We start from the raw sequence: 21,575 nt of genomic DNA, 5'->3' as shown, positions 1-21,575 counted from the left end.
TGGCCCTCGTGGCCTGCGCCGCTGTGACCGGCGGCATGCTTCAGGCGGCACCCGCCGGCGCCACTCCGGCGTCCCACCCCTCCGCCCGCACCACCCCGCCACCGCCCGCACCCTCCGGCGCGGTACGGAACCCGGGCGGGCAGCTCGGCAAGGGCTGGCAGAACAGTCCCGACCGCGCGGTCACCGCCGCCGCAGACGCCGACGGTCTGCGGATCCTCGTCGCCGACAGCTCCAAGGCCTACGCGTGGAAGACCGTCGCGCTGCTGTCGGAACCGGGCATGCCGGCGGACTCGTGGATCGGCAACCAGTGCCTGATGGACCGCTCGCACGCGGCCGTCGTCTACGCGCCGCGCGGTTTCACCAACAAGCCCGACCTGATGCAGGGCGGCGCCTTCGCCGCCGTCGTCGATCTGACGACCGGCAAGGTGACCAAGCTGCCCTTCACCGCGTCGCTGGCCTACTTCGACCCGTCCTGCAACACGACCACCCACCAGGCCGCGTTCACCGGCTTCCGGGACATGAACGACGCCGCGAGCACGCGGACCCGTGTGATCACCGTGAACGTGTCCGGGAGGACGACGGGCACTGCGGCGGCGCGCGGTGAGATCACGAGCGCCGTGCCGGTGAAGGACGGCGCGGTCGCCGCGCTCGGCAGCCGCCTTATCCACCTCGACCGCTCCGGCAAGGTGAAGAACCTCGCGGACGCGGACAGTGCCCCGTTCGACATCCGGCCCGCCGCCGACGGCGGTATCGCCTTCGTCGACCGCAAGGGCGAGTCCACGGCGCACGCCAAGCTGTTCACCGGCCGCGGCAAGCCGAAGAGCATCGCCTCGGGCAGGCTCGGCGACCTCGACCTCATGCCGGGCGACGGCGGCCGGGTCTTCCTCACCGGCCACCCCAAGGGCTCTCCCGCCACCGCGGGAACCGGCGTCACCCGTCTGAACGCCCCGGCCGGCACCGATGTGTCCTCCCAGGGCAGGCTCGCCGTCGAGCCCGTGCTCACGCCCGGTGTCCGCGCCGGCCTGACGCACATCAAGGGCGCGGGCAAGGGCTTCACGAAGTCCGGGGAACCCGACTCGCGCACGGCGACGCCGGCCGACGAGGGCGACAAGGCGCTGACGGTCACCAGCACCGCCACCACCACCGGGACGAAGCTGACCCAGAGCGTGCTGCACGACGCCGTCAACGGCTCGGGGAACGATCCCTCCCCGGCCCTGGCCGCGGCCACCGGGACCCACCGGCCGCGGGGCGCCTCCTCGAAGGCGGGCCTGACCGCGAGCTCCCCGACGGACGACGACCGCTGGTGCGCCGTGTCCCGCAACGACATGAAGGCTCAGGCCCTGCAGCCGACGCCGAACCAGGTCGAGTGGGCCGTCGACATGGCGGTGCGCGGCAATCTGAGCGCGAGCTATATCCGCCAGGGCGGATACCGCGGCCAGGCCGGTCTGGGCACCATCGACCCGCAGTCCCTGTTCCCGCTGCCGAAGCTGACGGGCGGCGGCAGGATCCCGGTCAACGTGCTCCTCGGCATCATGGCCCAGGAGTCGAACATGTGGCAGGCCGAGGGCGGGTCGGTACCCGGGCAGATGGGCAACCCCCTGGCGGCCGTCGACGGCTACTACGGCCACAAGGCCGACCCGAACGACCCGGCCGCGTACTGGCAGATCAACTGGGACAAGTCGGACTGCGGGTACGGCGTCGGCCAGGTGACCGACGGCATGCGCATGGCCGGTCACGAGAAGGACCACGAGACCAGCCTGTCCCCGGCTCTGCAGAAACTCGTCGCGATCGACTACGCGACGAACATCGCCGCTTCCCTGAAGATCCTCGCCGACAAGTGGAACGAGGTCCACAAGGCCGGCCAGAAGATCACCGTCAACAACGACGACCCGGCCTACGTGGAGAACTGGTTCACCGCCGTCTGGAACTACAACCTCGGGTTCAACCCGCCCTCCGAGGCCGGGAAGCACGCGGGGCACTGGGGCCTCGGCTGGTACAACAACCCGGCCAACCCGATCTACGCCAAGGGCTGGGGCCGTCCGTTCATGAACACCGACGTGGACCCGTACGCCGTCAAGGACGCGGCTCATCCGCAGGACTGGCCGTACGAGGTCAAGGTGATGGGCTGGTCCGCCTGGTCCATGGACACCGGCTTCTCCTACGCGACCTCGGGCCGCCAGGACTGGCCGGGTGAGTCCGGTTTCTCCTCCGCCGGCTTCCGCCCGGCCTACTGGAACGGATCGGACCAGCCCTACCTGTACGAAGGCAGCGCTCGATACAACCGGGTGCACGTTCAGCCCTCGCTCGACGCGTTCTGCAACTCCAAGAACGGCTGCGACCCCGACACGCCGCCGAAGTGCCCGGACGCCGAGTGCTACGCGCAGTACTGGTGGAACCAGCCCAATGTGACCTGGAAGAGCGACTGCGCCGCCACCTGCGGCCACGAGAACATCAAGTACCAGTCCCTGGTGCAGGAACCGGGACGCGGCTACCGCCTCAAGAACGGCACGCCGGTGTGCTCCGGCGCCCCGGCCGGTTCCAAGGTCGTCGCCTCCGTCCCGAACGGAACACCGACCTGGAGCGACCAGAGCGACTGCGCGACGGTCTCCTCCGCGGGAAGTTTCCAGTTCTCCTTCAACCCGGGCACAGAAGGCCGATACCAGGCGAAGGCCGACCTGCACTCGGTGGGCGGCGGCTACGGCGGCCACTACTGGTACACCCACACACGCGACGCCGACCACTTCGGTGGCCCCAACGGCTACATGACCGTCGACGGCACCTGGACCCTCGGCCAGAGCCTGAACTGGGCACGCGTCCTGGTGCACCTTCCCGACACCGGCGCCCAGACGCGGCAGGCCTCCTACAACGTGCTCGGCACGGACAGCAAGAGCCCCAAGCGGGTCGTGCTGCAACGCGCGGGGGGCTGGGTCAGCCTCGGCGCGTTCCACTTCACCGGCACCCCGCGGGTGGAGCTGTCGAACGTGACCGAGGACGGAACCGCCGACGAGGACATCGCCTGGGGGGCGGTCGCCTTCCAGCCGCTCGCGGGCAAGCCGGCCAACTCCGTCGTCGCGATGGGCGACTCCTACTCGTCGGGTGAAGGCGCCACCGCGCCCGGCGGCGCCGACCTGTACGCGGAGACCGACCACCCCGACAAGCTGAGCGACAAGCAGATCGACAAATGCCACCGCTCCAAGCTGGCGTGGTCGAGGCAGGCGACGCTCCCGGGATACTCGAGCTCCATCGGTGCCATGTCCGACAACCTCGACCCGAAGATGGACTACCACTTCGTGGCCTGCTCCGGAGCGCGCACCTACAACGTGCTCAGCGAGGGTCAGTCCAGCGAGGTGCCCCAGATCGACACCGGGTACCTGGACCAGAACACCACGCTGGTGACGATCAGCATCGGCGGCAACGACGCACGCTTCGCCGACATCATGAAGAAGTGCATCGACCTGCCGGTTCCGTCGCTCAGCACGTGCCCGTACTCCGAACTCGACAACGTCGACCCCGCGACCGGCGACAAGACGAGCGGCTCCACCGGTGACCTGAAGGACTGGGCGCCGACGTGGCTGCACGACGCCGTGCGGCCACAGATCGTCAAGGTGCTCAACGCCATCCACACCCGGGCGCAGAACGCGAAGGTCGTCCTCATGGGCTACCCGCGCCTGGTGGAGAAGGACCACGGCTGCCTCCCCGGCGCATACGAGACCGTGGAGAACGACTGGGTGCGTTCACTGGCCGACACACTCGCGACCGAGATGAACGGGGCCACCCAGGACGCCGGTTCGTGGGCGGTCTTCTCCGACCCGCGAAAGAACTTCGACGGCAAGGGGGCCTGCGGTGATCCGGAAGGCATCCACGCTCTCGTGGAGACCGGGCGGGAGCAGGCGGACAACGAGGCGCCTAACCCCTCCATGCAGTCCTTCCACCCCAAGCCGGCGGGAGCCCGGCTCTACGCGGACACACTGGAACAGACCCTCAGGAGCATGTGACGGGGCGCTGATCGAGAACCGCTGATTTCGGACAACCGATCCGGGGGCCTGAGTATCCGCACTCAGGCCCCCGGCCGTCGACTGAGGAAGACTGCAGGCATGAACACCCTCGCCACGGAGCCACCGCACGCGGCACCGCGCGTGTCCGGAGCCGCCGTCACGGGCGCGGTACTGGCCGCCGGTGCCGTGCACCACCTCGCATGGGTCAAGCACCACAGCGACAAGGCGTGCGAGACGACGGACGGCCTCTGCTTCACCTGGTGGGACCTGACGGCCCTTCCGTTGATCATCGCGGTCGCCCTGATCACGCTGATCGTCGTCTACAAGCGGCTGGAGATACGGCCCCGGCTCGCCGTGATCCCTCCGACGGTCCTGCTGGCTCCGCTTCCCCTCTCGGCGGCGCAGACGACAGCGGGGTGGTGGGCCGCCATGGTCGTGGGCGGAGTCTGGTCGGGCTGCCTCGCGCTCACGGCGTGGAGCCGGTTCCGCGTCCTCGGGCTCTCCGCCTCAGGCGCGCTGCTGCTCGCGTCCCTCCTCGTCCTCTACCGCTGAGGACACCTCCGAGGGCGCCCGCGACGGCTCGCCGGCCGCTTCCTGGGCGGCCGCGGGTGCCGCCTCGGAGTCCACCAGCACTGTGTCCGGATCGGGCGCAGGTTCCTGCGCGTACTGGCGCAGATACCCCACCACCGTGTTCGTCACCGCCACCAGCGGTACGGCCACCACCGCGCCGCCGATGCCGGCCACCATGCCGCCGGCCGCCACCGTGAGGACGACGGCGAGCGGGTGGACTCGGACCGCGCGGCCCAGGATGAAGGGCTGCAGGACGTGGCCCTCGATCTGCTGGACGGCGAGGACGACCACGAGGGTCATCAGCGCGGTGAAGACGCCCTGTGTCACCAGGGCCACGATCACCGCCAGCGCGCCGGAGGCGACGGCGCCGACCAGAGGGATGAACGAGAACAGGAAGATGAAGACGGCCAGCGGGACGGCCATCGGCACGTTGAGGAAGTAGATGCCGATGCCGATGAAGATGGCGTCGATGAGGGCCACCAGCACCGTGCCCCGGACGTAGGCCGTCAGGGTGCGCCAGGCACGCGGGCCGGCGCCGGCCACGCCGGGGCGGGCCGCGGAGGGCACCAGCTTCAGGGACCACTGCCAGATGCGCTCGCCGTCGTAGAGCAGGAACAGCGTCGAGAAGAACACCAGCAGGATGCCGGTCAGTGCCTCGACGACTACCTGAACACCTTCCAGGCCCGCGGACGTTATCTGGTCGGTGTTCGCGCCGATGGCCTCGCGGAGGTTCTTGGCGATCTGGTTGATCTGCTTGTCGGTGACGTGGAAGGGGCTCTTCAGCAGCCAGTTGCGCAGGTCGTCGATGCCGCTCTGGATCTGGCTGGAGAGGGTGTCGATGTTCTCCACGACCTGCCAGGTCACGAACCAGCCCATCAGCCCGATGACGACGAAGCCGAGGATCGCGGTCAGCGCGGTGGCCGGGCCGCGCGGCACCCCGTGCCGCATCAGCCGGGCGACCGTCGGCTGGAGCAGTGCGGTGACCAGCAGGGCGATGACGAAGGTGAACACGACGAGCTGGATGGCGCTGATGACCCGCATCAGGACCCACACGGTGCCGGCCAGGACCAGCAGGCGCCAGCCCGCCTCCGCCGCGACCCGCACACCCCAGGGCACCGCCTGGGCCGGGTCGGGCCGCGGCCCGGCCGGTGCGGCCGGCCGGGGAGCGGGCGGCGCAGGGTCGGCGGCCCGGTCGGCCCTCCGGCGGGCGACGGGGTCGGACCCGGTGTCCTTCTCCACTTCGGCGCGGCGCTCGTTCAACCGCTCACTCATCTCGGTCAGTCCGGCACCCAGCCGGCCCAGCCACCCTGGCACTCGCGACATGATCCGTCCTCTTCCCCCGCCTCCCGGGTGTACGCCACCGCTCCCCGGGAGCCGTTCGCGTACGACCGTACAGTGCGAAAGCCCCTCCCCGTAGGACGGGGAGGGGCTGCGCGGGGTTGAGCGGGGCCGGCCCGCTGCCGGGGGTCGGCCCTGGACCGGCCGTCGGCCTAGTACCAGCTGTTGGCCTGCCAGAACGACCAGGCGCCACAGGGGCTGTGGTACCGCTCGTTCATGTAGTTGAGGCCCCACTTGATCTGGGTCGCCGGGTTGGTCCGCCAGTCGGCACCGGCGGAGGCGTACTTGCCGGCGGGCAGGGCCTGGAAGAGGCCGTAGGCACCGGACGAGGCGTTGACCGCCTGGTAGTTCCAGCTCGACTCGTGGTTCACGATGTTGCTGAAGCACTGGAACTGGTCGGCCGCCACCATCTGACGTGCCATCGCCTGGATCTGCGCCACGCTGTAGCTGCTCTGCACCGGGAAGCTCGAGGAGTCCCGGGTGGAGCGGGTGGCCGCGGCCTTCGCCTCGGCGCGCTCCTTGGCGGCTGCCTCGGCCGCCTTCTCTGCCGCCGCCTTCTTGGCGACCGCGGTCTCGGCGGCTGCCTTGCGGGCGGCTTCCTCGGCGTCCTTCTTGGCACTCGCGTCAGCGGCGATGGCCTGCGCGTCGGCCTGCTGCGTCAGGGACGCGGTCTGCACCTGGGCCTGCTGACCCGCGGGTATGTCCGCGAGGAGCGTGGTGTCGGCTGCCGTCGCCTCGGCGTCGTTGTTCTGCGCGGTGCTGCCCGAGGCAACACCGACGACGCTTCCGACGGCGGTGACCGCGGTGGCCGAGGCCACTGCGAATCCCCGGACCGAAATCCGGCTCACACGGTTTCCTTCCAGCATCGCCCGCTTCGGTGACCCTGGCGGACGCAATCGTGCCCCTGGCACTGGCCTCCCAACTGCGGGGTCACGGGAGGCGCGGGCCCGGTGGGCAACTCCCCCAGGGGGAGCGCCGCGTGGTGCGCGGGCGGCATACGACGACGCTATGGAGTTGGAGCGTTGCTTCTGTGGTGCCGTACCTCCCCCACTGCCTCAAGGGCGTGGGGGTACCCCCAGGGGTACAGGTGTGTCGTATGCGGGGCCTGACAGGAGTGAGACTCTGCCGTAACCAGACACCGGGTGGCAATTCTGAGTTGCGTGTGAAAGCTCACACCTCGTTTGCCCCAGGGGTTTTCAGGAAACCCCCACACGCGAAGGCGCCGCCCGGCTAGGCTCTTGGCCTTTGCCGGACGGCGCCAACGGGGCTACTCCCGTCAGATATGGCCCTCTTCGAGCATTTCGGTCACAAGGGCGGCGATCTGGGACCTCTCGGACCGGGTCAGCGTGACATGGGCGAAGAGCGGATGCCCCTTCAGCTTCTCGACCACGGCCACGACGCCGTCGTAGCGGCCGACCCGCAGATTGTCCCGCTGGGCGACGTCATGGGTCAGGACGACCCGTGAATTGGCGCCGATCCGGGACAGGACGGTCAGCAGTACGTTCCGTTCCAGGGACTGCGCCTCGTCGACGATCACGAAGGCGTCGTGGAGGGAGCGGCCCCGGATGTGGGTCAGGGGCAGGACCTCCAGCATGCCCCGGGCGGTGACCTCCTCGATGACCTCGCGGCTGGTGACGGCGGAGAGCGTGTCGAAGACGGCCTGCGCCCACGGGCTCATCTTCTCGGCCTCGGAGCCCGGCAGATAGCCCAGCTCCTGGCCGCCGACCGCGTACAGCGGCCGGAAGACCATCACCTTCTGGTGCTGACGGCGCTCCAGGACCGCCTCCAGGCCCGCGCACAGCGCGAGCGCCGACTTGCCGGTGCCGGCCCGGCCGCCCATCGAGACGATTCCGACGTCCGGGTCGAGCAGCAGGTCGAGCGCGATGCGCTGCTCGGCGCTGCGGCCCTTGATGCCGAACGCCTCCCGGTCGCCGCGCACCAGCCGGACATTGCCCTCGGCGGTGACCCGGCCGAGCGCCTTGCCGCGCTCGGACTGGATGGTCAGACCGGTGTGCACGGGGAAGGCGGAGGCCTCCGGGACGTACACGTGTCCTTCCTCGAAGAGGATGTCCACCTGTTCGGCCGGAAGCGTCAGTTCGGACATTCCGGTCCAGCCGGAGTTCTCCGTGATGGCGAGCTCGGCCCGGTACTCCTCGGCCAGCAGGCCGACCGAGGAGGCCTTGATCCGGAGCGGCAGGTCCTTCGAGACGACGGTGACGTCGTACCCCTCGGCCTGCAGGTTGCGGGCCACCGCGAGGATGCGTGAGTCGTTGTCCCCCAGGCGGTAGCCGGTGGGCAGCACGCTGGGGTCCGAGTGGTTGAGCTCGACACGGATGGTTCCGCCCAGTTCACCGATCGGGATGGGGGCGTCGAGGCGACCGTGCTTCACCCGGTAGTCGTCCAGCAGGCGCAGCGCCTGGCGGGCGAAGTAGCCGAGTTCGGGATGGTGCCGCTTGGCCTCCAGCTCCGTGACCACGACGACGGGGAGCACGACCTCGTGTTCCTCGAAGCGCGTCAGGGCGTTGGGGTCGGCCAGCAGGACGCTGGTGTCGAGAACATAAGTGCGCCGATCTGGCTTGTGGCGCTTTGTGCTGGTCACCACGGAAGGACGTACCCCCTCGGATGAGGTCGGGGAGCGACGAAGTGGAAGCCGGGCCGGGAGGGCGGGAGCGTTGCGACCGGTCCCCGGCCCCCGCGCAGGACGGGCCGGACACCGGACCTCCGCGGCTGCTTCCGTACGGTGACCGCACGGTCGGGCTGGTGCAAAGGGCCTCCCGGGCGGACGGCCCCGTGCCGCCCGCTGAGATCCGACACCCGTGGTTCGGGTGTCGACCTGTTTGCCTTATGCCCTGCGAAAAGCGCCGCCATGCAGAAGTGGCCGACAGCGCACCGGTGAACTCCTTGTTACTTCCCACCCAACCGGGGTATACGGGACGCCCCGCCGGTGTGGAGGCCGGCGGGGCGTGAGGTCTGGGCGTGGTGCGGCGTCAGCCGCCGTAACGGCGGTGACGTGCGGCGTAGTCCCGCAACGCGCGCAGGAAGTCCACCTTGCGGAAGGCCGGCCAGAAGACCTCGCAGAAGTAGTACTCGGAGTGGGCCGTCTGCCAGAGCATGAATCCGGACAGCCGCTGCTCACCGCTGGTGCGGATGACGAGGTCCGGGTCGGGCTGGTCACCGGTGTAGAGGTGACGGCCGATCATGTCTACGTCGACGGACTCGGCGAGGCTCTCCAGCGAAGCGCCCTTGTCCTGGGCGTCGAGGAGCATGGAGCGCACGGCGTCGGCGATCTCCTGGCGGCCGCCGTAACCGATGGCGACGTTGACCACTATCCCGTCCACGTGGGCGGTGGTCTCCTCGGCCTCCTTGAGGACTCCCTGCATCCCGGCCGGCAGCAGGTCGCGGGTGCCGACGTGGTGCACCCGCCAGCGGCCGTCGGCGGCAAGGGTACGGACGACGTCCTCGATGATGCCGAGGAGCGGGACCAGCTCCTCCTGCGGACGGTCGAAGTTGTCGGTGGACAGCAGCCACAGGGTGACGACCTCGACATCGGTCTCGCTGCACCAGCCGAGGAACTCCTCGATCTTCTCGGCACCGGCCCGGTGGCCGTGGACCGTGGTGGAACCGGCCGCCTTCGCCCAGCGGCGGTTGCCGTCCATGATGACGCCGATGTGCTTGGGCACCTGAGCGTGGTCCAGGTGACCTTCCACCCGGCGCGCGTAGAGCCCGACGAGCAGGCCACGCAGCTTGTCGCGCAGGTTCACGGGAGAGACCCTTCGGGGTTTGTCTGGGCGGGTTTCGAGGGTACCGCCGCCGGCGGCTCGCCCCCCGGGGTGGGGACGCCGGCCCTCCGCCGGGTGGTTCCCGAAGAAAAAACGGGCCGGTCCGTGGGGGGGAGACGGACCGGCCCGAGGGGGGGTTTCCACCATAACCCTTCGTGAGGGCGGACGCGTGCATCGGCGTGCCACAACTACTCTCCGGAATCGACCGGCGACGCCGAGGTGTGCGCGGAACGCTGGATTCAGGGGTGTCTCATGGCCGATTCACAGCGGATTCTCAGGGAATCGGGTGGCGATCGGCGAGATCAAGAGGGTTTGGGCCGTCTTGGTGAACGCTCGGCGAGTTGTCCCCGGGTCCCTCCGACGGACTACCCGGCGAGCGAACGGCGGCTTGACGGTCCCGCCGCGGATCCGGCGGGCGTCGCGGCACCGCGCAGCCCCCTCCACCGCGCGGTGCCGCCCGCGCAGCTTTGCTGACGCGAATTACCTTGGCCTGAACCTACGTGACGGATGAGACGGATGTGAACCGCCCCCGATAACGATGTGAAAACCCCGAGGGAAACGCAGATGAACCGGTGGACGACATGCCCCGTTTCTCCTTCTTTTCAGGAGGCCGGCTTCCGGACATCGAAGAGGTGCCGCGCGCTGTGCGCCACGAACGGCCCCTCCTCCCCGATCCGCTCGTGCAGGGCGCGGAGTTGGGGCTCGTACGCCTCGACGGTGAAGCCCGGGACCATCCAGACCACCTTGCGCAGGAAGTGCACGACGGCGGCGATGTCGTGGAACTCCATCCGCAGCCGCTCCGCCCGCAGGTCCACGACCTCGAGCCCGGCCGCCTCCGCGTCCTTCCGCTCGCCCTCGGGATCACGGCCCCGGCGCACGGACTCCGGCTGGGGCCCGAGGAAGTACTCGACCAGCTCGAACACGCTGCCGGGCCCGACATGCTGGGCGAAGTACGTACCGCCCGGCCGCAGCACCCGGGCGATCTCCGCCCAGTGCGGGGTCACCGGGTGCCGGCTGAGCACCAGGTCGAACGACTCGTCGGCGAACGGCAGCGGCGCATCGTCGGGGGCCGCCACGACCACCACGCCACGCGGCCGCAGCAGGGCGGTGGCCTTGGCGACGTTCGGCGGCCACCCCTCCGTGGCGGCGACGAGGTGCGGCCGGTCCGTCCCAGCCCCGCCCAGGGCGAAGTCGAGCACCTCCCCGCCCCCGGTCTGGACGTCCAGCGCGGACTCGGCCCGCCCCAGCCGCTCCCCCGCCGAACGGGCGTACCCCCAGGAGGGCCGAGCCTCACTGGCCCGCCCCTCGAACCAGGAGAAGTCCCAGCCCTCGGTGGGCACGGCGGCGCCCTCGGCCACGAGGTCCTCGAAGGCGCGGAAGGAGCCCTTCTCTGTCATGGACGCCATCGTCGCAGCCTCGTTGTCACAGGGTCCTGTTAATTTCCGCGTCCATGACGAACTCACCCGCCGATGGTGCCGCGGAAGAGAAGGACATCCTGCGCGCGAGCCTGGACCGCCACCGGGACGCCGTGCTCTGGAAGCTCGACGGCTTGGACGACGAACAAGTGCGCCGCCCCATGACGCCGACCGGAACCACCCTGCTCGGCCTGGTCAAGCACCTGGCCTCGGTCGAGTACGGCTGGTTCGTGGAGACGTTCGGCGGCGAGCCGGAGCCCCTGTGGTTCGACCCGTACGAGGGCGAGGACATGCGGATCGCTCCGGACGAGACGACGGACCGGATCGTCGCCTTCTACGGCCGCGCCCGCGCCGCCGCCGACCGGATGATCGCCGACCTGCCCCTGGACACCCTGGGCCGCCCCTCCTGGCGGGACCAGTCCGTCTCCCTGCGCTGGACCCTCGTCCACATGACCACGGAAACGGCCCGGCACGCCGGCCACATGGACATCCTGCGCGAACTGATCGACGGGGCCACGGGCGCGCACCGCCCGGCGGCCGGCTGATCGCCGGTGGCCGGTGCGGGGTCCGTCACCGGCCTTCCGCGGCAGGGCGCCGGAGGGCGAGCACGACGAACACGTCGTCGCCGTCCCGGTCCGTGCCGACGTGTTCGAAGCCGTGCTTCTCCAGCAGGCGGACCGAGGCGGTGTTCCCGGAGAAGGGGTCGGCGTACAGGGGGCGCACCCGCTCCAGCTCCAGGAAGAGGCCGAGGGCGCGGGTTCCCACGCCGCGCGCCCAGTACGGGCGGCCGAGCCAGTAGCCGACGAATCTGCGCCCGTCCTTCGCGGTCCAGGAGACGACGCTGCCGGCCACCTCGCCGTCGACGGTGACCGTGCGCACCAGGCTGTCGGGGTCGCGGATGATCCGCTCCCGCCAGTGCTCGAGGAAGGCGTCCAGCGGCCGGGGAGTGAACTTCGACCGCCGGACGGCCTCCGGGTCGTTCTCGTAGGCGTGGAGGACGTGGAGGTCGTCGTCCCTGACTTCACGCAGACGCACATCGTCGTGTTCGTCGGTCATGCCGTGCAGTGTGGCAGCCGCCACTGACAACGCCCCCTCCTTCCACGGCTCCGCTACGGCAGGAGGGGCCGGACCTCCCGCGCGGCGAAGCGCACGAAGCCCTCGGGGTCCGGTTCGTCACCCGTCGGCTGCAGGACGACGGTGTCTGCACCGGCCTCGGCGATCCGGCGCACCGCCGCGGCCACGGCCACCGCGTCCCCCGCGACACCGAGGTCCGGGACCGACTCCAGCCCCTCGGTGACGAGTTCCGCCCGCAGTCGTGCGGCGGCGTCCGGCCCGGTGGCGGTGAGGAGGTTCGCGACGAGCCGGTACGGTCCGCCGCGACCCGCCTCCCGGCGCGCCTCGTCGATGATCCGCCGGGCCTGCCGTACGCCGTCCGGTGAGGTGGAGGCGGTGAGGAGGACGCCGTCGGCCTTCTGCCCGGCGAGACGGAGCGTTCGGGGGCCGGTGGCGCCGGCCAGCACGCCGAGCGGCCGCTCCGGGGGCCAGTCGAGAGCGACGTCGTCCAGCCGGACGTACCGTCCGCTCACGCTGACCCGCTCGCCGCGCAGCAGGGCGCGCAGGGCGTCGAGATGCTCACCCAGCAGGGTGAGGGGCGAGGCGGCCCGTGCGCCGACCTGCCCCATCCAGTCCTGGACGCCGTGGCCCACGGTCAGGACGGCCCGGCCGGGGAACATCCGCTCGAGCGAGGCGGCCTCCATGGCGGTGACGGCCACGTTCCTGAGCGGCACGGGCAGCAGACCGATCCCGACCCGCAACCGCTCGGTCCAGGCGAGCGCGGCGGCGGCCGTCGACACCCCTCCCTCCAGGAAGCAGTCCTCCCACAACCACAGCTCCCCGAGCCCCGACTCCTCCGCGGCCCGGGCCACTTCACGAAGCCGCTCGGGAGGAAGCTGAGGTCGGAACACCGCGCCTAGTCCAGTCATAGGGCCTTCCTAGTGCGCGGCGTCGAACGGGACAACTCCTTTACGGGCACCGCTGTTGGCGCTTCTCCTTCCCTCTCCCGGGTACGGTCACCCGCGGAGGTGGGCTGGGGATGGCGCGTTGGCGGAACGGGCGGGGGAGGCTGGTGATCCGGCCGAGCGGGGGCGGGGCGGCGGTCACCGTCCCGCTGGAGATGGCGACGTCCTACCGGGCGCGGACGAGGGGTCTGCTGGGCCGTGACTCGCTCACCGGGGCGATGCTGCTGTCCCCCGCGAGCAGCGTGCACACCTTCCGCATGCGCTTCCCCATCGACGTCGCCTACCTGGACCGCCGCCTCACCGTCCTGGCCGTCCACACGATGCACCCCGGCCGCCTGGGCCTGCCCCGGCTCCGGGCCCGCCATGTCCTGGAGGCGGAGGCGGGGGCCATGGCGGGGTGGGGGCTGGCGGCGGGGGCACGGGTCGGGATCGAGGTGGAGCCGGCGTAGGTGCCGGGCCTCGTGGCGCGGAGCGGCCGGGGACTCCTAGTTCTCCGTGCGCGGGAAGGAGACCTCCACCCGGCGGTTCTTCTTCCTGCCCGCCTCCGTCGAGTTGTCGGCGATCGGGTACTGCTCGCCGTAGCCGCGCACCTCGAAGGTGACGCTCGGGTCGTTCAGGTCCTGGTCGAGGACGGCCTGTACGGCGTTGGCGCGCTGCCTGGACAGGACGTCGCCGTGGGCGGAGGAGCCGAGGTCGTCGGTGAAGCCGAAGACGCGGACCCGGGGCGCGTTCTGCTTCTTGATCTCATCGGCGATCGTCGCGATACGGGCCTTGGCCTCGCCGCTCAGCTTGGCGCTGTCCTTGCCGAAGAGGACCTCGGCCTGGAGGGCGAAGGTGACGTCGGCGTTGGTGTCCTCCCGCCGCTCGTCCCCGCTCTGGTCCTCGACGACCGACTTGATGTCCAGCACCTTGGACTCGGCGAGGGTGGCCCCCTCGGGAAGCTTGAGGTCCGGGTCGGTGGGGTCGACTTCCACGGGGGCGGTGGCGGAGGGTTCCGTGCCCGGGGGTTCGCTGGGGGAGGTGTCGTCGGCGCGGGCCAGGGAGAGGTTGGCGGCGGCGAGGAGGAGGGCTGTGGTGAGGGTGAGGGTGAGGCGGGGTGTGGTGGTCACTTTGGCCTCACCCGGAGATCTGGATGGAGGCCGTGGGGAATCCGGGCAGCTGGAAGTTGACCTCGGATGTGGTGGTCGGCGGAGAGGGGAACTGCATGAACACCGGCAACGTTTCACCAGGCTTGAGGGTAGGCAGGCCCGTGGTGGTGAGTGGCCTTCCGTCCGTGTCGCGCAGTACGTAATAGCGCTTCTTGCCCTTGGAGTCGACGAGTGTGGCGCCACCGAGTGAGCTGCCGTTCCTGATGATCTCCGTCTCGTTACCGCTGAGATTGGACGGGATGACGGCCTTGCTCCCGCTGTCGTTCTTCAGGTTTCCGCTCACTGTGACGAATCCACCCGAATCGCGCGCGGCCGCCGTGATCTGAAGTAGCAGGCCATTGGGTCCCTTCAGCTCCGCCAATGGCTCCTCGGACTGTCCCTCCTGAGCACTCGACTTGGAACCGTCGCCCTTTGAAGCGGAAGCCGAGGTCTCCGGCTTCTTGGCGTCATCGCCACCACCGCCACCACCGCCACCACCGCCACCACAAGCGGTTACCCCGAGAGCCAGACCGGTCGACACTGTGAGCGCGACCAGTCCTCTGCGGGCGTGCGCAGTGAACCGAATGCTCATGACTCTGCTTCCTTCTTGATCGTCGTGCGCTTGTCAGTCGGCCAAGTGGACATCGAAGAGATCTTCGGGCTTTGGCAGTCCTGCTCGGTCGTCCGGATCCGGTTCCCAGTCCTTGCCGTCCTCGCAGGTGAGTTGTGGCAGCGCATCGGTCGTGGCGCCCTCGCCGGGAGGATCGAAATCACATAGAGCCTCGATCACAGCCGTCGCGGATTTGGTCGACTTGATGTTCTCGGTGCCGGGTACGACGGAGTCCCCGACCGACTTGTTGGTCTGGACTTCGACTGTGTATCGGAGCAGTTCAGGATTGCAGGAGTTGAGGTGGGCATCGTTCTCCGCGGCCAGCTGCTCCGCTCGCCAGCAGGGATCGTCGGCGCCCTTGCCCTCGAAGATGTCAGTCCACTTGGCGGGGTCGGACAAGGCATCCACCCACAGTCCGGCGAGCTGGTCGCGTGCCTCCTGGGCGGCTGCGAGCGCTGCTGCGTCGGCCGCGGTCTGGGCGCCGCCCCGGTTCACCGCGGCCTGTCCGACCGCAAGGTAGGCGAACGCAAGAAAGAGCAGGCCTGCCACCACCGTGATGTAGATGGGGAAGGCCTGCCCTGAGTCGCTGAACCTGCGTGGACGGCTCAGGTGATCTCGGCGATCTTCGACTTGATCGCGTCCAGAATCGTCTGCCCGATATCCGTGCCGGTGATTGCCAGCACGATCGCCACGACCACCGCGATGATCCCCAAGTACTCGACCGCAGTCTGCCCCTTGTCGCTGTCGCGTCGCTGCAGGACTTCCAGCAGCTTCAGCATCAGGTCGCTCACGGTGCTCTCCTCCGGCTTCGTTTTCAACCCTGAGAAGGTAGGGCGAAGCCCAACGCTCCCCTAAGGGCCCCAGGACCCATTCCCGGGCCCAGCCCCTCCCCCGGTCGGCCATTTCAGGCCACCCCCAGCCACTTGGCCGCCGCCTGGGACCTGGTCGTGCTGTGGAGCTTGGCGAAGATGCGGTTGATGTGGTTCTTGACGGTCTTCTCGCTGATGAAGCAGGCGGCGGCGATCTGCTGGTTGGTCATGCCGGACGCGATGAGGTCCATGATCTCCGCCTCCCTGCCGCTCAGTTGGAACCGCGACCGATACGACTGTCCCACATCCGGTTGCAGTTGCGAAAGGTTTTGGGGCGGAATCAAGCCTAGAACGGAGGGCAGTTCAGGCTCCGAATGTGCAGATGCACTCTCCCGCAACCCGTTCACCAACGCCCGCGCCGCGCCCGGCGTCACATGCGGCCGTCCCTCGCGTACGTCGCGCACCGCCCTCACCAGCTGCTCCGTCGTGAACTCACCGTGCACCAGGTAACCCCCCGCCCCCAGCCGCAGCGCCTCCCGTACCGTCTCCGTCTCATGGCTGTACGTCAGCATCATGACCGGGGCCAGGCGTACCAGGTGGGGCAATGCCGAGATTCCGTCGACGCCGGGCATGCGGACGTCGAGGAGGATGACGTCGGGGCGGTGGAGCAGTGCCGCCTCGTACGCCTCGCGGCCGTCCGCCGCCTGCGCCACCACCGTGGTGTCCTCGCGGTCGGAGAGGAGGGCGGTGAGACCCGCGCGGATGACCGGGTTGTCGTCGGCCACCACGAGGCGGAGGGGGGCCGTGACGGTGGCCGGCGGGAAGTCCGGGCCGGGGTTCAGGTGCTGCATCGGGTGCCTCCTCTCGGGCTCATGGGCTCAGGGCTTCTCGGGCGTGACGTCGAAGTGCGCGGGCCGTGCCGGCCGCAGGGGCAGTTCCACCCTGACCTCCGTGCCGCGTGCGTTGCCGCCGCGGCCGACGCGGATGCGGGCTCCCGCCGCGGCGGCGCGTTCGACCATGCCGAGCAGGCCGAAGTGGCCGGAGCGGCGCAGGTTGTCCAGCGTCGTACCGGGTGGCAGGCCGTCGCCGTCGTCGGTGACCGACAGGCGGAACAGGTCGCCCTCGACTCCCGCGGTCAGCTCCACGCGGGTGGCGGACGCGTGGCGGTGGGCGTTCTCCAGCGCCTCCGCGGTGATGGCGAGGAGGTGGCGGGCGAGGGGTGGGGGGAGGGGTGGGAGGGGAGTCCGGGGGTCGTCCGTGCGGCGGCAGGTCACCGGTAGGCCGGTGCGGGTGCTGAAGTCCGCCGCGCGGGACGTCGCTTCCGGCCAGAGGTCCGTGTGCGGCGCAGCCGCCGGGGAGTCCTCGCGGCGCAGGTCCTCCAGGAGTTCCCGGGACTCCGCCGCCGCCCTGCGGGCCGAGCGGGACACCAGGTCGGCCTGGCGGCGGACCCGGGCCGGGTCCGGGGCGCCGGCCGCCGCGGTCGCCGCCAGGCCGTCGGCCGCCAGGGCCACGCCGTACAGGGTCTTGGCCACCGAGTCGTGCATCTCGCGGGCCAGCCGGGCCCGTTCCGCGTGTACCGCCTCCGTCGCCGCCAGGCGGGCCTGTACCGCCGTGAGGGCCTGGGTCGCGGCGCCGTAGCGGAGCATCAGGTTGCGCAGGGTCGAGCCCATCGCGCCGGTGACGACGCACAGGCCCGGCAGCAGCAGGGACTCGGCGACGCCCGCCCGCTGGTCGGCCTTCAGGGTGGCGTGGACCAGCAGCAGGATCAGCGACTGGAGCGAGGCGAAGCAGGCCGCGCCCCGCCAGCCGTAGACCAGGCCGGCGAGCAGCGGGGTGCAGACGCTGACGTAGGCGAGGGTGGTGCCGGGGCCCGCGGAGATCAGCGGGAGGGAGCCGAAGAGGGTGTCGGCGGCCAGCAGGCTGGGGTGGCGCAGCAGGAGGGGGCCGAAGCGTTCCCAGTCGCGGAACAGCACGTAGGACACCATGAAGGTGACGACGACGGCCGCGCCGACCAGGCGGACGCCCAGTCCGGGGGACGCGTTGAGCAGGGCTGCCGGGGCCGCCAGGACGATCATGGCGAGGCGGAACCCGAAGACCTGCCGGCACATCGCCTGCAGGGCACGGATCTGCAGCTTCTCGGGGTCGGGGGGAGGAGGATAGGCCCCGCCCGGCACCGGGTTCGCGTCGCCAACGGCGCCATCGGAGGGGCCGCGACCGGCACCGACGCCCGCCGCGGGCAGTCCGGCCCCGGTGCCCGGGCCGCCCCTGCCCGCGCCCGCGTCCCTCGCCCGGGCACGCCAGTGCCGGCGGCCCGTGGTCCCCCTCGCCGGCGTCATGGTCGTCACCTCGTCCCCGCCTACTCGCCCGTCAGGGAGCCGAAGTCGACGCCGGAGCCCAGCAGCAGGCCCGCGCCCAGCAGCAGCATCGTCGCCGGGACCATGAACGTGGTGATCATCAGCGTGGCCTTGGGGACGGCGCGGGCGGCCTTGCGGCGGGCGTTCTGGGCGTCCGTGCGGCGCATGTCCTTGGCGAGGGAGACGAGGGTGTCGACGATCGGCGCGCCCAGTTCCTCGCCCTGCTGCAGTGCCGTCACGAACATCGCCACCTGTTCGGAGTCGTTCCGGCGCCGCAGCTCGGCGAAGGCCTGGCGGCGGCTCATGCCGAGGTCCATCTGGCGCAGGGTGATGCGCAGTTCGTCCGCCCAGGGGCCCTCGTAGCGGGTGGCCACCCGGTCCAGCGCCTGGCGGAAGCCGAGCCCCGCGCTCACCACCACCGCGAGCACGTCCAGGAAGTCCGGCAGGGTCCGCTCGATGACGTCCTTGCGGACGCGGATCGCCGACCAGATGCCGACCTCCGTCCAGAACGCCCCGAACAGCAGCAGGAGCAGGGCGACGAACCACTGGCCGCGCAGCAGGAAGACCAGGAAGCCGACGCCGCCGAGCGCTCCGTACACCGCGCGGCGGGCCGCGTAGCGGTCGATGGTGAGGCCGCCGGGGTTGCCCGCGAGGTCGATCCTGCGGCGGTACCGGTCGACCAGGCGCGGGCCCATCAGGCGGAGCACGGCCGGGGCGTAGCGCATGCCCATGCGGTCGATCACGGAGTCCACCGCGCCGGTGCGGGTGGCGCCGACCTCGAGGGCGAGCGCTAGGTCGCCGGGGAGTTTCGCGTCCGCGCGGTACATCCGGATGCCGGCGAACACGCCCCAGACGCCGAGGCCCATGAGCAGGGCCAGCAGGTGTGCCATCAGGTCAGCCCCCTCACACGTCGATCCGGCTCATCCGGCGGATGAGGACGAACCCGACGGCGTACATGGCGAACGCGATGATCACGCAGGCCTGGCCGACCGGTGAGCCGGTCATGCGGTCGAGGGCGCCGTCCTTGACCCCGTTCATCAGGAACAGTGCGCCGACGCCGAGGACGGGGACGGCGTACGACGTCATCGTCACCTGGGAGAGCTGGGTGCGGATCTCGCGCCGGGTCTCCTTGCGTTCCTCGAGGGTCTCGGTGAGGTTGCGGAGTGCCGACACGACCTGGCCGCCCGCCCGGTTGGACAGCACCAGGGTGGTGACGAGCACGACCAGTTCGCGGGAGGGGAGCCGGTCGGCGAGTTCGCCGAGCGCGTCGTCGAGGGAGTGGCCGATGGCGAGCTGGTCGGAGACCTTGGCCAGTTCCTCGCCCGCGGGTGCCTCCAGCTCCTCCGCCGCCATGCCGATCGCGGTGCGCAGCGCGAGGCCGGCCTGGGTGGCGTTGGCCAGGATGCGGGCCAGTTCGGGGAGCTGGTTGATGAAGCGCTCGATGCGTTTCTGGCGCTGCCAGTTGAGGAACTGGACGGCCGCCCAGACGCCGAGCAGCCCGGCGAGCGGCCCGAAGAAGGGGGCCAGCGTGGCCTGCCCGATGAGCCAGAGCGCGGCGACCGTGGCGAGCATGTAGGCGAAGAACTCGCCCGGGGTGACGTCCAGGCCGGTCGCGGCCAGCCGCAGCTCCAGTTTCCGGCCGAGCGCCGTGCCGCGCAGCCGGCGGTCCAGGGTGCGGAAGCGGCGCCGGCGGCCGGGGACGGAGTCGGCTCCGGTGTGCGCGAGCCGGTCGATGAGTGCGGCGCGCTGGGCCCGGCCCGCGGCGTAGGTGTGGATGCCGGCGACGGCCAGGACGCAGGTCAGCAGGGCGACACCGGTGGTGAGCTGTACGAGCGTATGGAGTTCCATGCGGGTCCTACCTGGCTTCTCGGGTGGCGAGCTGTTCCGCGGAGTGGGCGACGCCGAAGGCCTGCGGGACGGGCTGGCCCGCCATGTGGAGGCGGTCGGCGGTGCGGCGGGGCAGCGGGTGGTACTCGAAGGCGCCGTACACCCGGCCGTCGGCGGTCATGGGCCGGGCGTGGAAGCGGGCGGCGGTGGCGAGCCGGTACGGATCGCCGCCGTGGCTGTCGAGCAGGGCGATCTCGGTGATGCGGCGGGCGCCGTCGGCGAACCGGGTGAGCTGGACGATGACGTCGACGGCGCTGTTGATCTGGTCGTGCAGCGCCACGAAGGGCACCTCGACGTCGGACATGGAGGCGAGGGTCTGCAGCCGGGTGAGGGCGTCCTCCGCGCTGTTGGCGTGCACGGTGGCGAGGGAGCCGTCGTGGCCGGTGGACATGGCCTGGAGCATGTCGAGGGACTCGCCGCCGCGGACCTCGCCCACCACGATGCGGTCGGGCCGCATGCGCAGGGAGTTGCGCACGAGGTCCCGGATGGTGACCTGCCCCTTGCCCTCGACGTTCGGCGGCCGTGACTCTAGCCGGACCACGTGGGTCTGCTGGAGCTGGAGTTCGGCCGAGTCCTCGATGGTGATGATGCGCTCGTGTGCCGGGATGAGCCCGGACAGGGCGTTGAGCAGGGTGGTCTTGCCGGTGCCGGTGGCGCCGGAGACGATGATGTTGAACTTCGCCTGCACCAGCCCGGCCAGCAGGTACACCATGGGTTCGTCGAGTGAGCCGAAGCCGATCAGCTCCTGGAGGGTGAAGGAGCGGGGGAAGCGGCGGATGGTGAGGGTGGGGCCGGTCAGGGACAGCGGCGGGATGATGACGTTGACCCGCTCGCCGGAGGGGAGCCGGGCGTCCACCATCGGGTTGGACTCGTCCACCCGGCGGTTGACCGTGGAGACGATCCGCTCGATGGTCTGCATGAGCTGGTCGGCGGAGGCGAAGCGCAGCGGCAGCTGCTCGACGCGGCCGCCGCGTTCGACGAAGATCGCGTCCGGGCCGTTCACCATGATCTCGGTGATGGAGGCGTCCTCCAGCAGGGGTTCCAGGATGCCGAGGCCCAGCGCCTCGTCCACCACCCGCCGGATGAGCTGGGAGCGCTCGGCGGTGGAGAGCACCGGGCCCTCACGGCTGATGATGTGCCCGAGCACCCGCTCGAGCCGCGCCCTGCGCTCGGCGGCGGCCAGCGAACTCATCTCGGCGAGGTCGATCTCCTCCAGCAGCTTGGCCCGGTAGGAGGCGACCAGATGCCCGTCCTCTCCCCGGGTGCCCTGCTCCTCGGGGGAGTTGATGCGTGCCCGCAGGCTCATGGGTTCGCCTCTCCTCGGTCAGTGGTCGCGGGGCATGGTGGCGGACTTCTCGGCGGGGTCGAAGTGCCAGCCCGGGACGATCGAGGGGATGGAGACGGAGGCGGTGACGGTGACGGAGTCGTCCCCTCCCCCGCTCGGGCCGCACGTCACGGTCAGCCCGCCGCTGACGGCCTGCGCGCACGCCTGCTGGGCGGACTGCCCCAGCGACTCGGCCCGTGCCCCGGCCCGCGCGGCCGTGCCGGCCTGCTCGGCGGCGTAGGCGATCGCCCCGATCTGGAACCCGGCCAGCCCGACGATCAGCAGGACCGGGATGAACCCCAGGTACTCGACGGCCACCTGGCCGCGGTCTCGTCCCCTGCGTGGCATG

General features: G+C 70.6%; 21 protein-coding genes. 4 read left to right on the top strand and 17 right to left on the bottom strand.

The features are described from left to right. The first annotated feature begins 35 nt into the window (after nt 1-35). A complete protein-coding gene (locus tag ACZ6B1_RS10865; protein ID WP_468776864.1) occupies nt 36-3,995 on the top strand; it encodes an SGNH/GDSL hydrolase family protein in 3,960 nt (1,319 codons plus the stop codon). A 99-nt stretch (nt 3,996-4,094) separates the two neighbouring features. After that, a complete protein-coding gene (locus ACZ6B1_RS10860; RefSeq protein ID WP_468776863.1) occupies nt 4,095-4,547 on the top strand; it encodes a hypothetical protein in 453 nt (150 codons plus the stop codon). Here ACZ6B1_RS10860 and ACZ6B1_RS10855 read toward each other — a convergent pair. From ACZ6B1_RS10855 to ACZ6B1_RS10835, 5 genes are all read right to left on the bottom strand, one after another. Further along, nucleotides 4,503-5,888 (bottom strand): AI-2E family transporter, encoded by a 1,386-nt coding sequence (locus tag ACZ6B1_RS10855; protein WP_468776861.1) that lies wholly within the window; start codon nt 5,886-5,888, stop codon nt 4,503-4,505. The two genes, ACZ6B1_RS10860 and ACZ6B1_RS10855, sit on opposite strands and share 45 nt — an antisense overlap. A 167-nt stretch (nt 5,889-6,055) precedes the next feature. Next, nucleotides 6,056-6,751 (bottom strand): aggregation-promoting factor C-terminal-like domain-containing protein, encoded by a 696-nt coding sequence (locus tag ACZ6B1_RS10850; RefSeq protein WP_199211821.1) that lies wholly within the window; start codon nt 6,749-6,751, stop codon nt 6,056-6,058. A gap of 428 nt (nt 6,752-7,179) precedes the next feature. Then, the gene (locus tag ACZ6B1_RS10845) at nt 7,180-8,505 is read right to left on the bottom strand and encodes a PhoH family protein (RefSeq protein ID WP_468776859.1); all 1,326 of its coding nucleotides are present in this window, start codon (nt 8,503-8,505) and stop codon (nt 7,180-7,182) included. 385 nt (nt 8,506-8,890) lie between these two features. Beyond that, nucleotides 8,891-9,664 carry an isoprenyl transferase gene (locus ACZ6B1_RS10840; RefSeq protein WP_351662244.1) on the bottom strand — a complete coding sequence of 258 codons (774 nt, stop codon included), beginning with the start codon at nt 9,662-9,664 and terminating at the stop codon, nt 8,891-8,893. A 620-nt stretch (nt 9,665-10,284) separates the two neighbouring features. Further along, nucleotides 10,285-11,079, bottom strand: a complete 795-nt coding sequence (locus ACZ6B1_RS10835) for a class I SAM-dependent methyltransferase (RefSeq protein WP_468776858.1) — start codon at nt 11,077-11,079, stop codon at nt 10,285-10,287. A gap of 53 nt (nt 11,080-11,132) precedes the next feature. On the opposite strand from ACZ6B1_RS10835, the gene ACZ6B1_RS10830 reads away from it, so the two are divergent. After that, the gene (locus tag ACZ6B1_RS10830; RefSeq protein ID WP_468776856.1) at nt 11,133-11,642 is read left to right on the top strand and encodes a DinB family protein; all 510 of its coding nucleotides are present in this window, start codon (nt 11,133-11,135) and stop codon (nt 11,640-11,642) included. A gap of 25 nt (nt 11,643-11,667) precedes the next feature. Here ACZ6B1_RS10830 and ACZ6B1_RS10825 read toward each other — a convergent pair whose 3' ends face one another. Then, complete coding sequence (locus ACZ6B1_RS10825; RefSeq protein WP_468776854.1) at nt 11,668-12,153, bottom strand: GNAT family N-acetyltransferase; 486 nt, start codon at nt 12,151-12,153, stop codon at nt 11,668-11,670. 53 nt (nt 12,154-12,206) lie between these two features. Next, the gene (locus ACZ6B1_RS10820; RefSeq protein ID WP_468776853.1) at nt 12,207-13,079 is read right to left on the bottom strand and encodes an LLM class flavin-dependent oxidoreductase; all 873 of its coding nucleotides are present in this window, start codon (nt 13,077-13,079) and stop codon (nt 12,207-12,209) included. A gap of 110 nt (nt 13,080-13,189) precedes the next feature. On the opposite strand from ACZ6B1_RS10820, the gene ACZ6B1_RS10815 reads away from it, so the two are divergent. Beyond that, on the top strand, nt 13,190-13,564 hold the full coding sequence (locus ACZ6B1_RS10815) for a DUF192 domain-containing protein (RefSeq protein ID WP_468776851.1): 375 nt from the start codon (nt 13,190-13,192) through the stop codon (nt 13,562-13,564). Nucleotides 13,565-13,600: 36 nt separating this feature from the next. On the opposite strand, the gene ACZ6B1_RS10810 is transcribed toward ACZ6B1_RS10815, so the two are convergent. The 10 genes from ACZ6B1_RS10810 to ACZ6B1_RS10765 form a co-directional block, all read right to left on the bottom strand. After that, the gene (locus ACZ6B1_RS10810) at nt 13,601-14,224 is read right to left on the bottom strand and encodes an OmpA family protein (protein WP_468776849.1); all 624 of its coding nucleotides are present in this window, start codon (nt 14,222-14,224) and stop codon (nt 13,601-13,603) included. A gap of 7 nt (nt 14,225-14,231) precedes the next feature. Next, nucleotides 14,232-14,834: a hypothetical protein gene (locus ACZ6B1_RS10805; protein ID WP_468776847.1), complete on the bottom strand. Its 603-nt coding sequence runs from the start codon at nt 14,832-14,834 to the stop codon at nt 14,232-14,234. Between the two features lie 33 nt (nt 14,835-14,867). After that, nucleotides 14,868-15,461 carry a pilus assembly protein TadG-related protein gene (locus tag ACZ6B1_RS10800; protein ID WP_468777486.1) on the bottom strand — a complete coding sequence of 198 codons (594 nt, stop codon included), beginning with the start codon at nt 15,459-15,461 and terminating at the stop codon, nt 14,868-14,870. After that, entirely contained in the window at nt 15,458-15,643 is a 186-nt protein-coding gene (locus tag ACZ6B1_RS10795; protein WP_468776845.1) for a hypothetical protein, read from the bottom strand. The genes ACZ6B1_RS10800 and ACZ6B1_RS10795 overlap by 4 nt, the downstream gene beginning before the upstream one ends. A gap of 113 nt (nt 15,644-15,756) precedes the next feature. After that, the gene (locus ACZ6B1_RS10790; protein ID WP_468776844.1) at nt 15,757-16,512 is read right to left on the bottom strand and encodes a response regulator; all 756 of its coding nucleotides are present in this window, start codon (nt 16,510-16,512) and stop codon (nt 15,757-15,759) included. Nucleotides 16,513-16,539: 27 nt separating this feature from the next. After that, on the bottom strand, nt 16,540-17,997 hold the full coding sequence (locus tag ACZ6B1_RS10785) for a sensor histidine kinase (protein ID WP_468776843.1): 1,458 nt from the start codon (nt 17,995-17,997) through the stop codon (nt 16,540-16,542). 20 nt (nt 17,998-18,017) lie between these two features. Continuing rightward, nucleotides 18,018-18,905: a DUF5936 domain-containing protein gene (locus tag ACZ6B1_RS10780; RefSeq protein ID WP_468776841.1), complete on the bottom strand. Its 888-nt coding sequence runs from the start codon at nt 18,903-18,905 to the stop codon at nt 18,018-18,020. Between the two features lie 13 nt (nt 18,906-18,918). Next, nucleotides 18,919-19,863, bottom strand: a complete 945-nt coding sequence (locus tag ACZ6B1_RS10775) for a type II secretion system F family protein (protein WP_468776839.1) — start codon at nt 19,861-19,863, stop codon at nt 18,919-18,921. Between the two features lie 7 nt (nt 19,864-19,870). Then, nucleotides 19,871-21,208 (bottom strand): CpaF family protein, encoded by a 1,338-nt coding sequence (locus tag ACZ6B1_RS10770; protein ID WP_468776838.1) that lies wholly within the window; start codon nt 21,206-21,208, stop codon nt 19,871-19,873. 18 nt (nt 21,209-21,226) lie between these two features. After that, nucleotides 21,227-21,574, bottom strand: coding sequence for a TadE/TadG family type IV pilus assembly protein (locus ACZ6B1_RS10765; RefSeq protein ID WP_468776836.1), 348 nt, complete (start codon nt 21,572-21,574; stop codon nt 21,227-21,229). Nucleotide 21,575: the final 1 nt, after the last annotated feature.

It is taken from the genome of Streptomyces sp. NPDC041129 (genome assembly GCF_055592265.1).
This window is presented reverse-complemented; position numbering and strand designations above follow the sequence as displayed.

What these genes read in the sequence shown, in the direction of transcription:
- ACZ6B1_RS10865 (WP_468776864.1), top strand. Translation starts at nt 36, where the DNA reads ATGCTTCAGGCGGCACCCGCCGGCGCCACTCCGGCGTCCCACCCCTCC.
- ACZ6B1_RS10860 (WP_468776863.1), top strand. Translation starts at nt 4,095, where the DNA reads ATGAACACCCTCGCCACGGAGCCACCGCACGCGGCACCGCGCGTGTCC.
- ACZ6B1_RS10855 (WP_468776861.1), bottom strand. Translation starts at nt 5,888, where the DNA reads ATGTCGCGAGTGCCAGGGTGGCTGGGCCGGCTGGGTGCCGGACTGACC.
- ACZ6B1_RS10835 (WP_468776858.1), bottom strand. Translation starts at nt 11,079, where the DNA reads ATGACAGAGAAGGGCTCCTTCCGCGCCTTCGAGGACCTCGTGGCCGAG.
- ACZ6B1_RS10830 (WP_468776856.1), top strand. Translation starts at nt 11,133, where the DNA reads ATGACGAACTCACCCGCCGATGGTGCCGCGGAAGAGAAGGACATCCTG.
- ACZ6B1_RS10825 (WP_468776854.1), bottom strand. Translation starts at nt 12,153, where the DNA reads ATGACCGACGAACACGACGATGTGCGTCTGCGTGAAGTCAGGGACGAC.
- ACZ6B1_RS10820 (WP_468776853.1), bottom strand. Translation starts at nt 13,079, where the DNA reads ATGACTGGACTAGGCGCGGTGTTCCGACCTCAGCTTCCTCCCGAGCGG.
- ACZ6B1_RS10815 (WP_468776851.1), top strand. Translation starts at nt 13,190, where the DNA reads ATGGCGCGTTGGCGGAACGGGCGGGGGAGGCTGGTGATCCGGCCGAGC.
- ACZ6B1_RS10805 (WP_468776847.1), bottom strand. Translation starts at nt 14,834, where the DNA reads ATGAGCATTCGGTTCACTGCGCACGCCCGCAGAGGACTGGTCGCGCTC.
- ACZ6B1_RS10790 (WP_468776844.1), bottom strand. Translation starts at nt 16,512, where the DNA reads ATGCAGCACCTGAACCCCGGCCCGGACTTCCCGCCGGCCACCGTCACG.
- ACZ6B1_RS10785 (WP_468776843.1), bottom strand. Translation starts at nt 17,997, where the DNA reads ATGACGCCGGCGAGGGGGACCACGGGCCGCCGGCACTGGCGTGCCCGG.
- ACZ6B1_RS10780 (WP_468776841.1), bottom strand. Translation starts at nt 18,905, where the DNA reads ATGGCACACCTGCTGGCCCTGCTCATGGGCCTCGGCGTCTGGGGCGTG.
- ACZ6B1_RS10775 (WP_468776839.1), bottom strand. Translation starts at nt 19,863, where the DNA reads ATGGAACTCCATACGCTCGTACAGCTCACCACCGGTGTCGCCCTGCTG.
- ACZ6B1_RS10770 (WP_468776838.1), bottom strand. Translation starts at nt 21,208, where the DNA reads ATGAGCCTGCGGGCACGCATCAACTCCCCCGAGGAGCAGGGCACCCGG.
- ACZ6B1_RS10765 (WP_468776836.1), bottom strand. Translation starts at nt 21,574, where the DNA reads ATGCCACGCAGGGGACGAGACCGCGGCCAGGTGGCCGTCGAGTACCTG.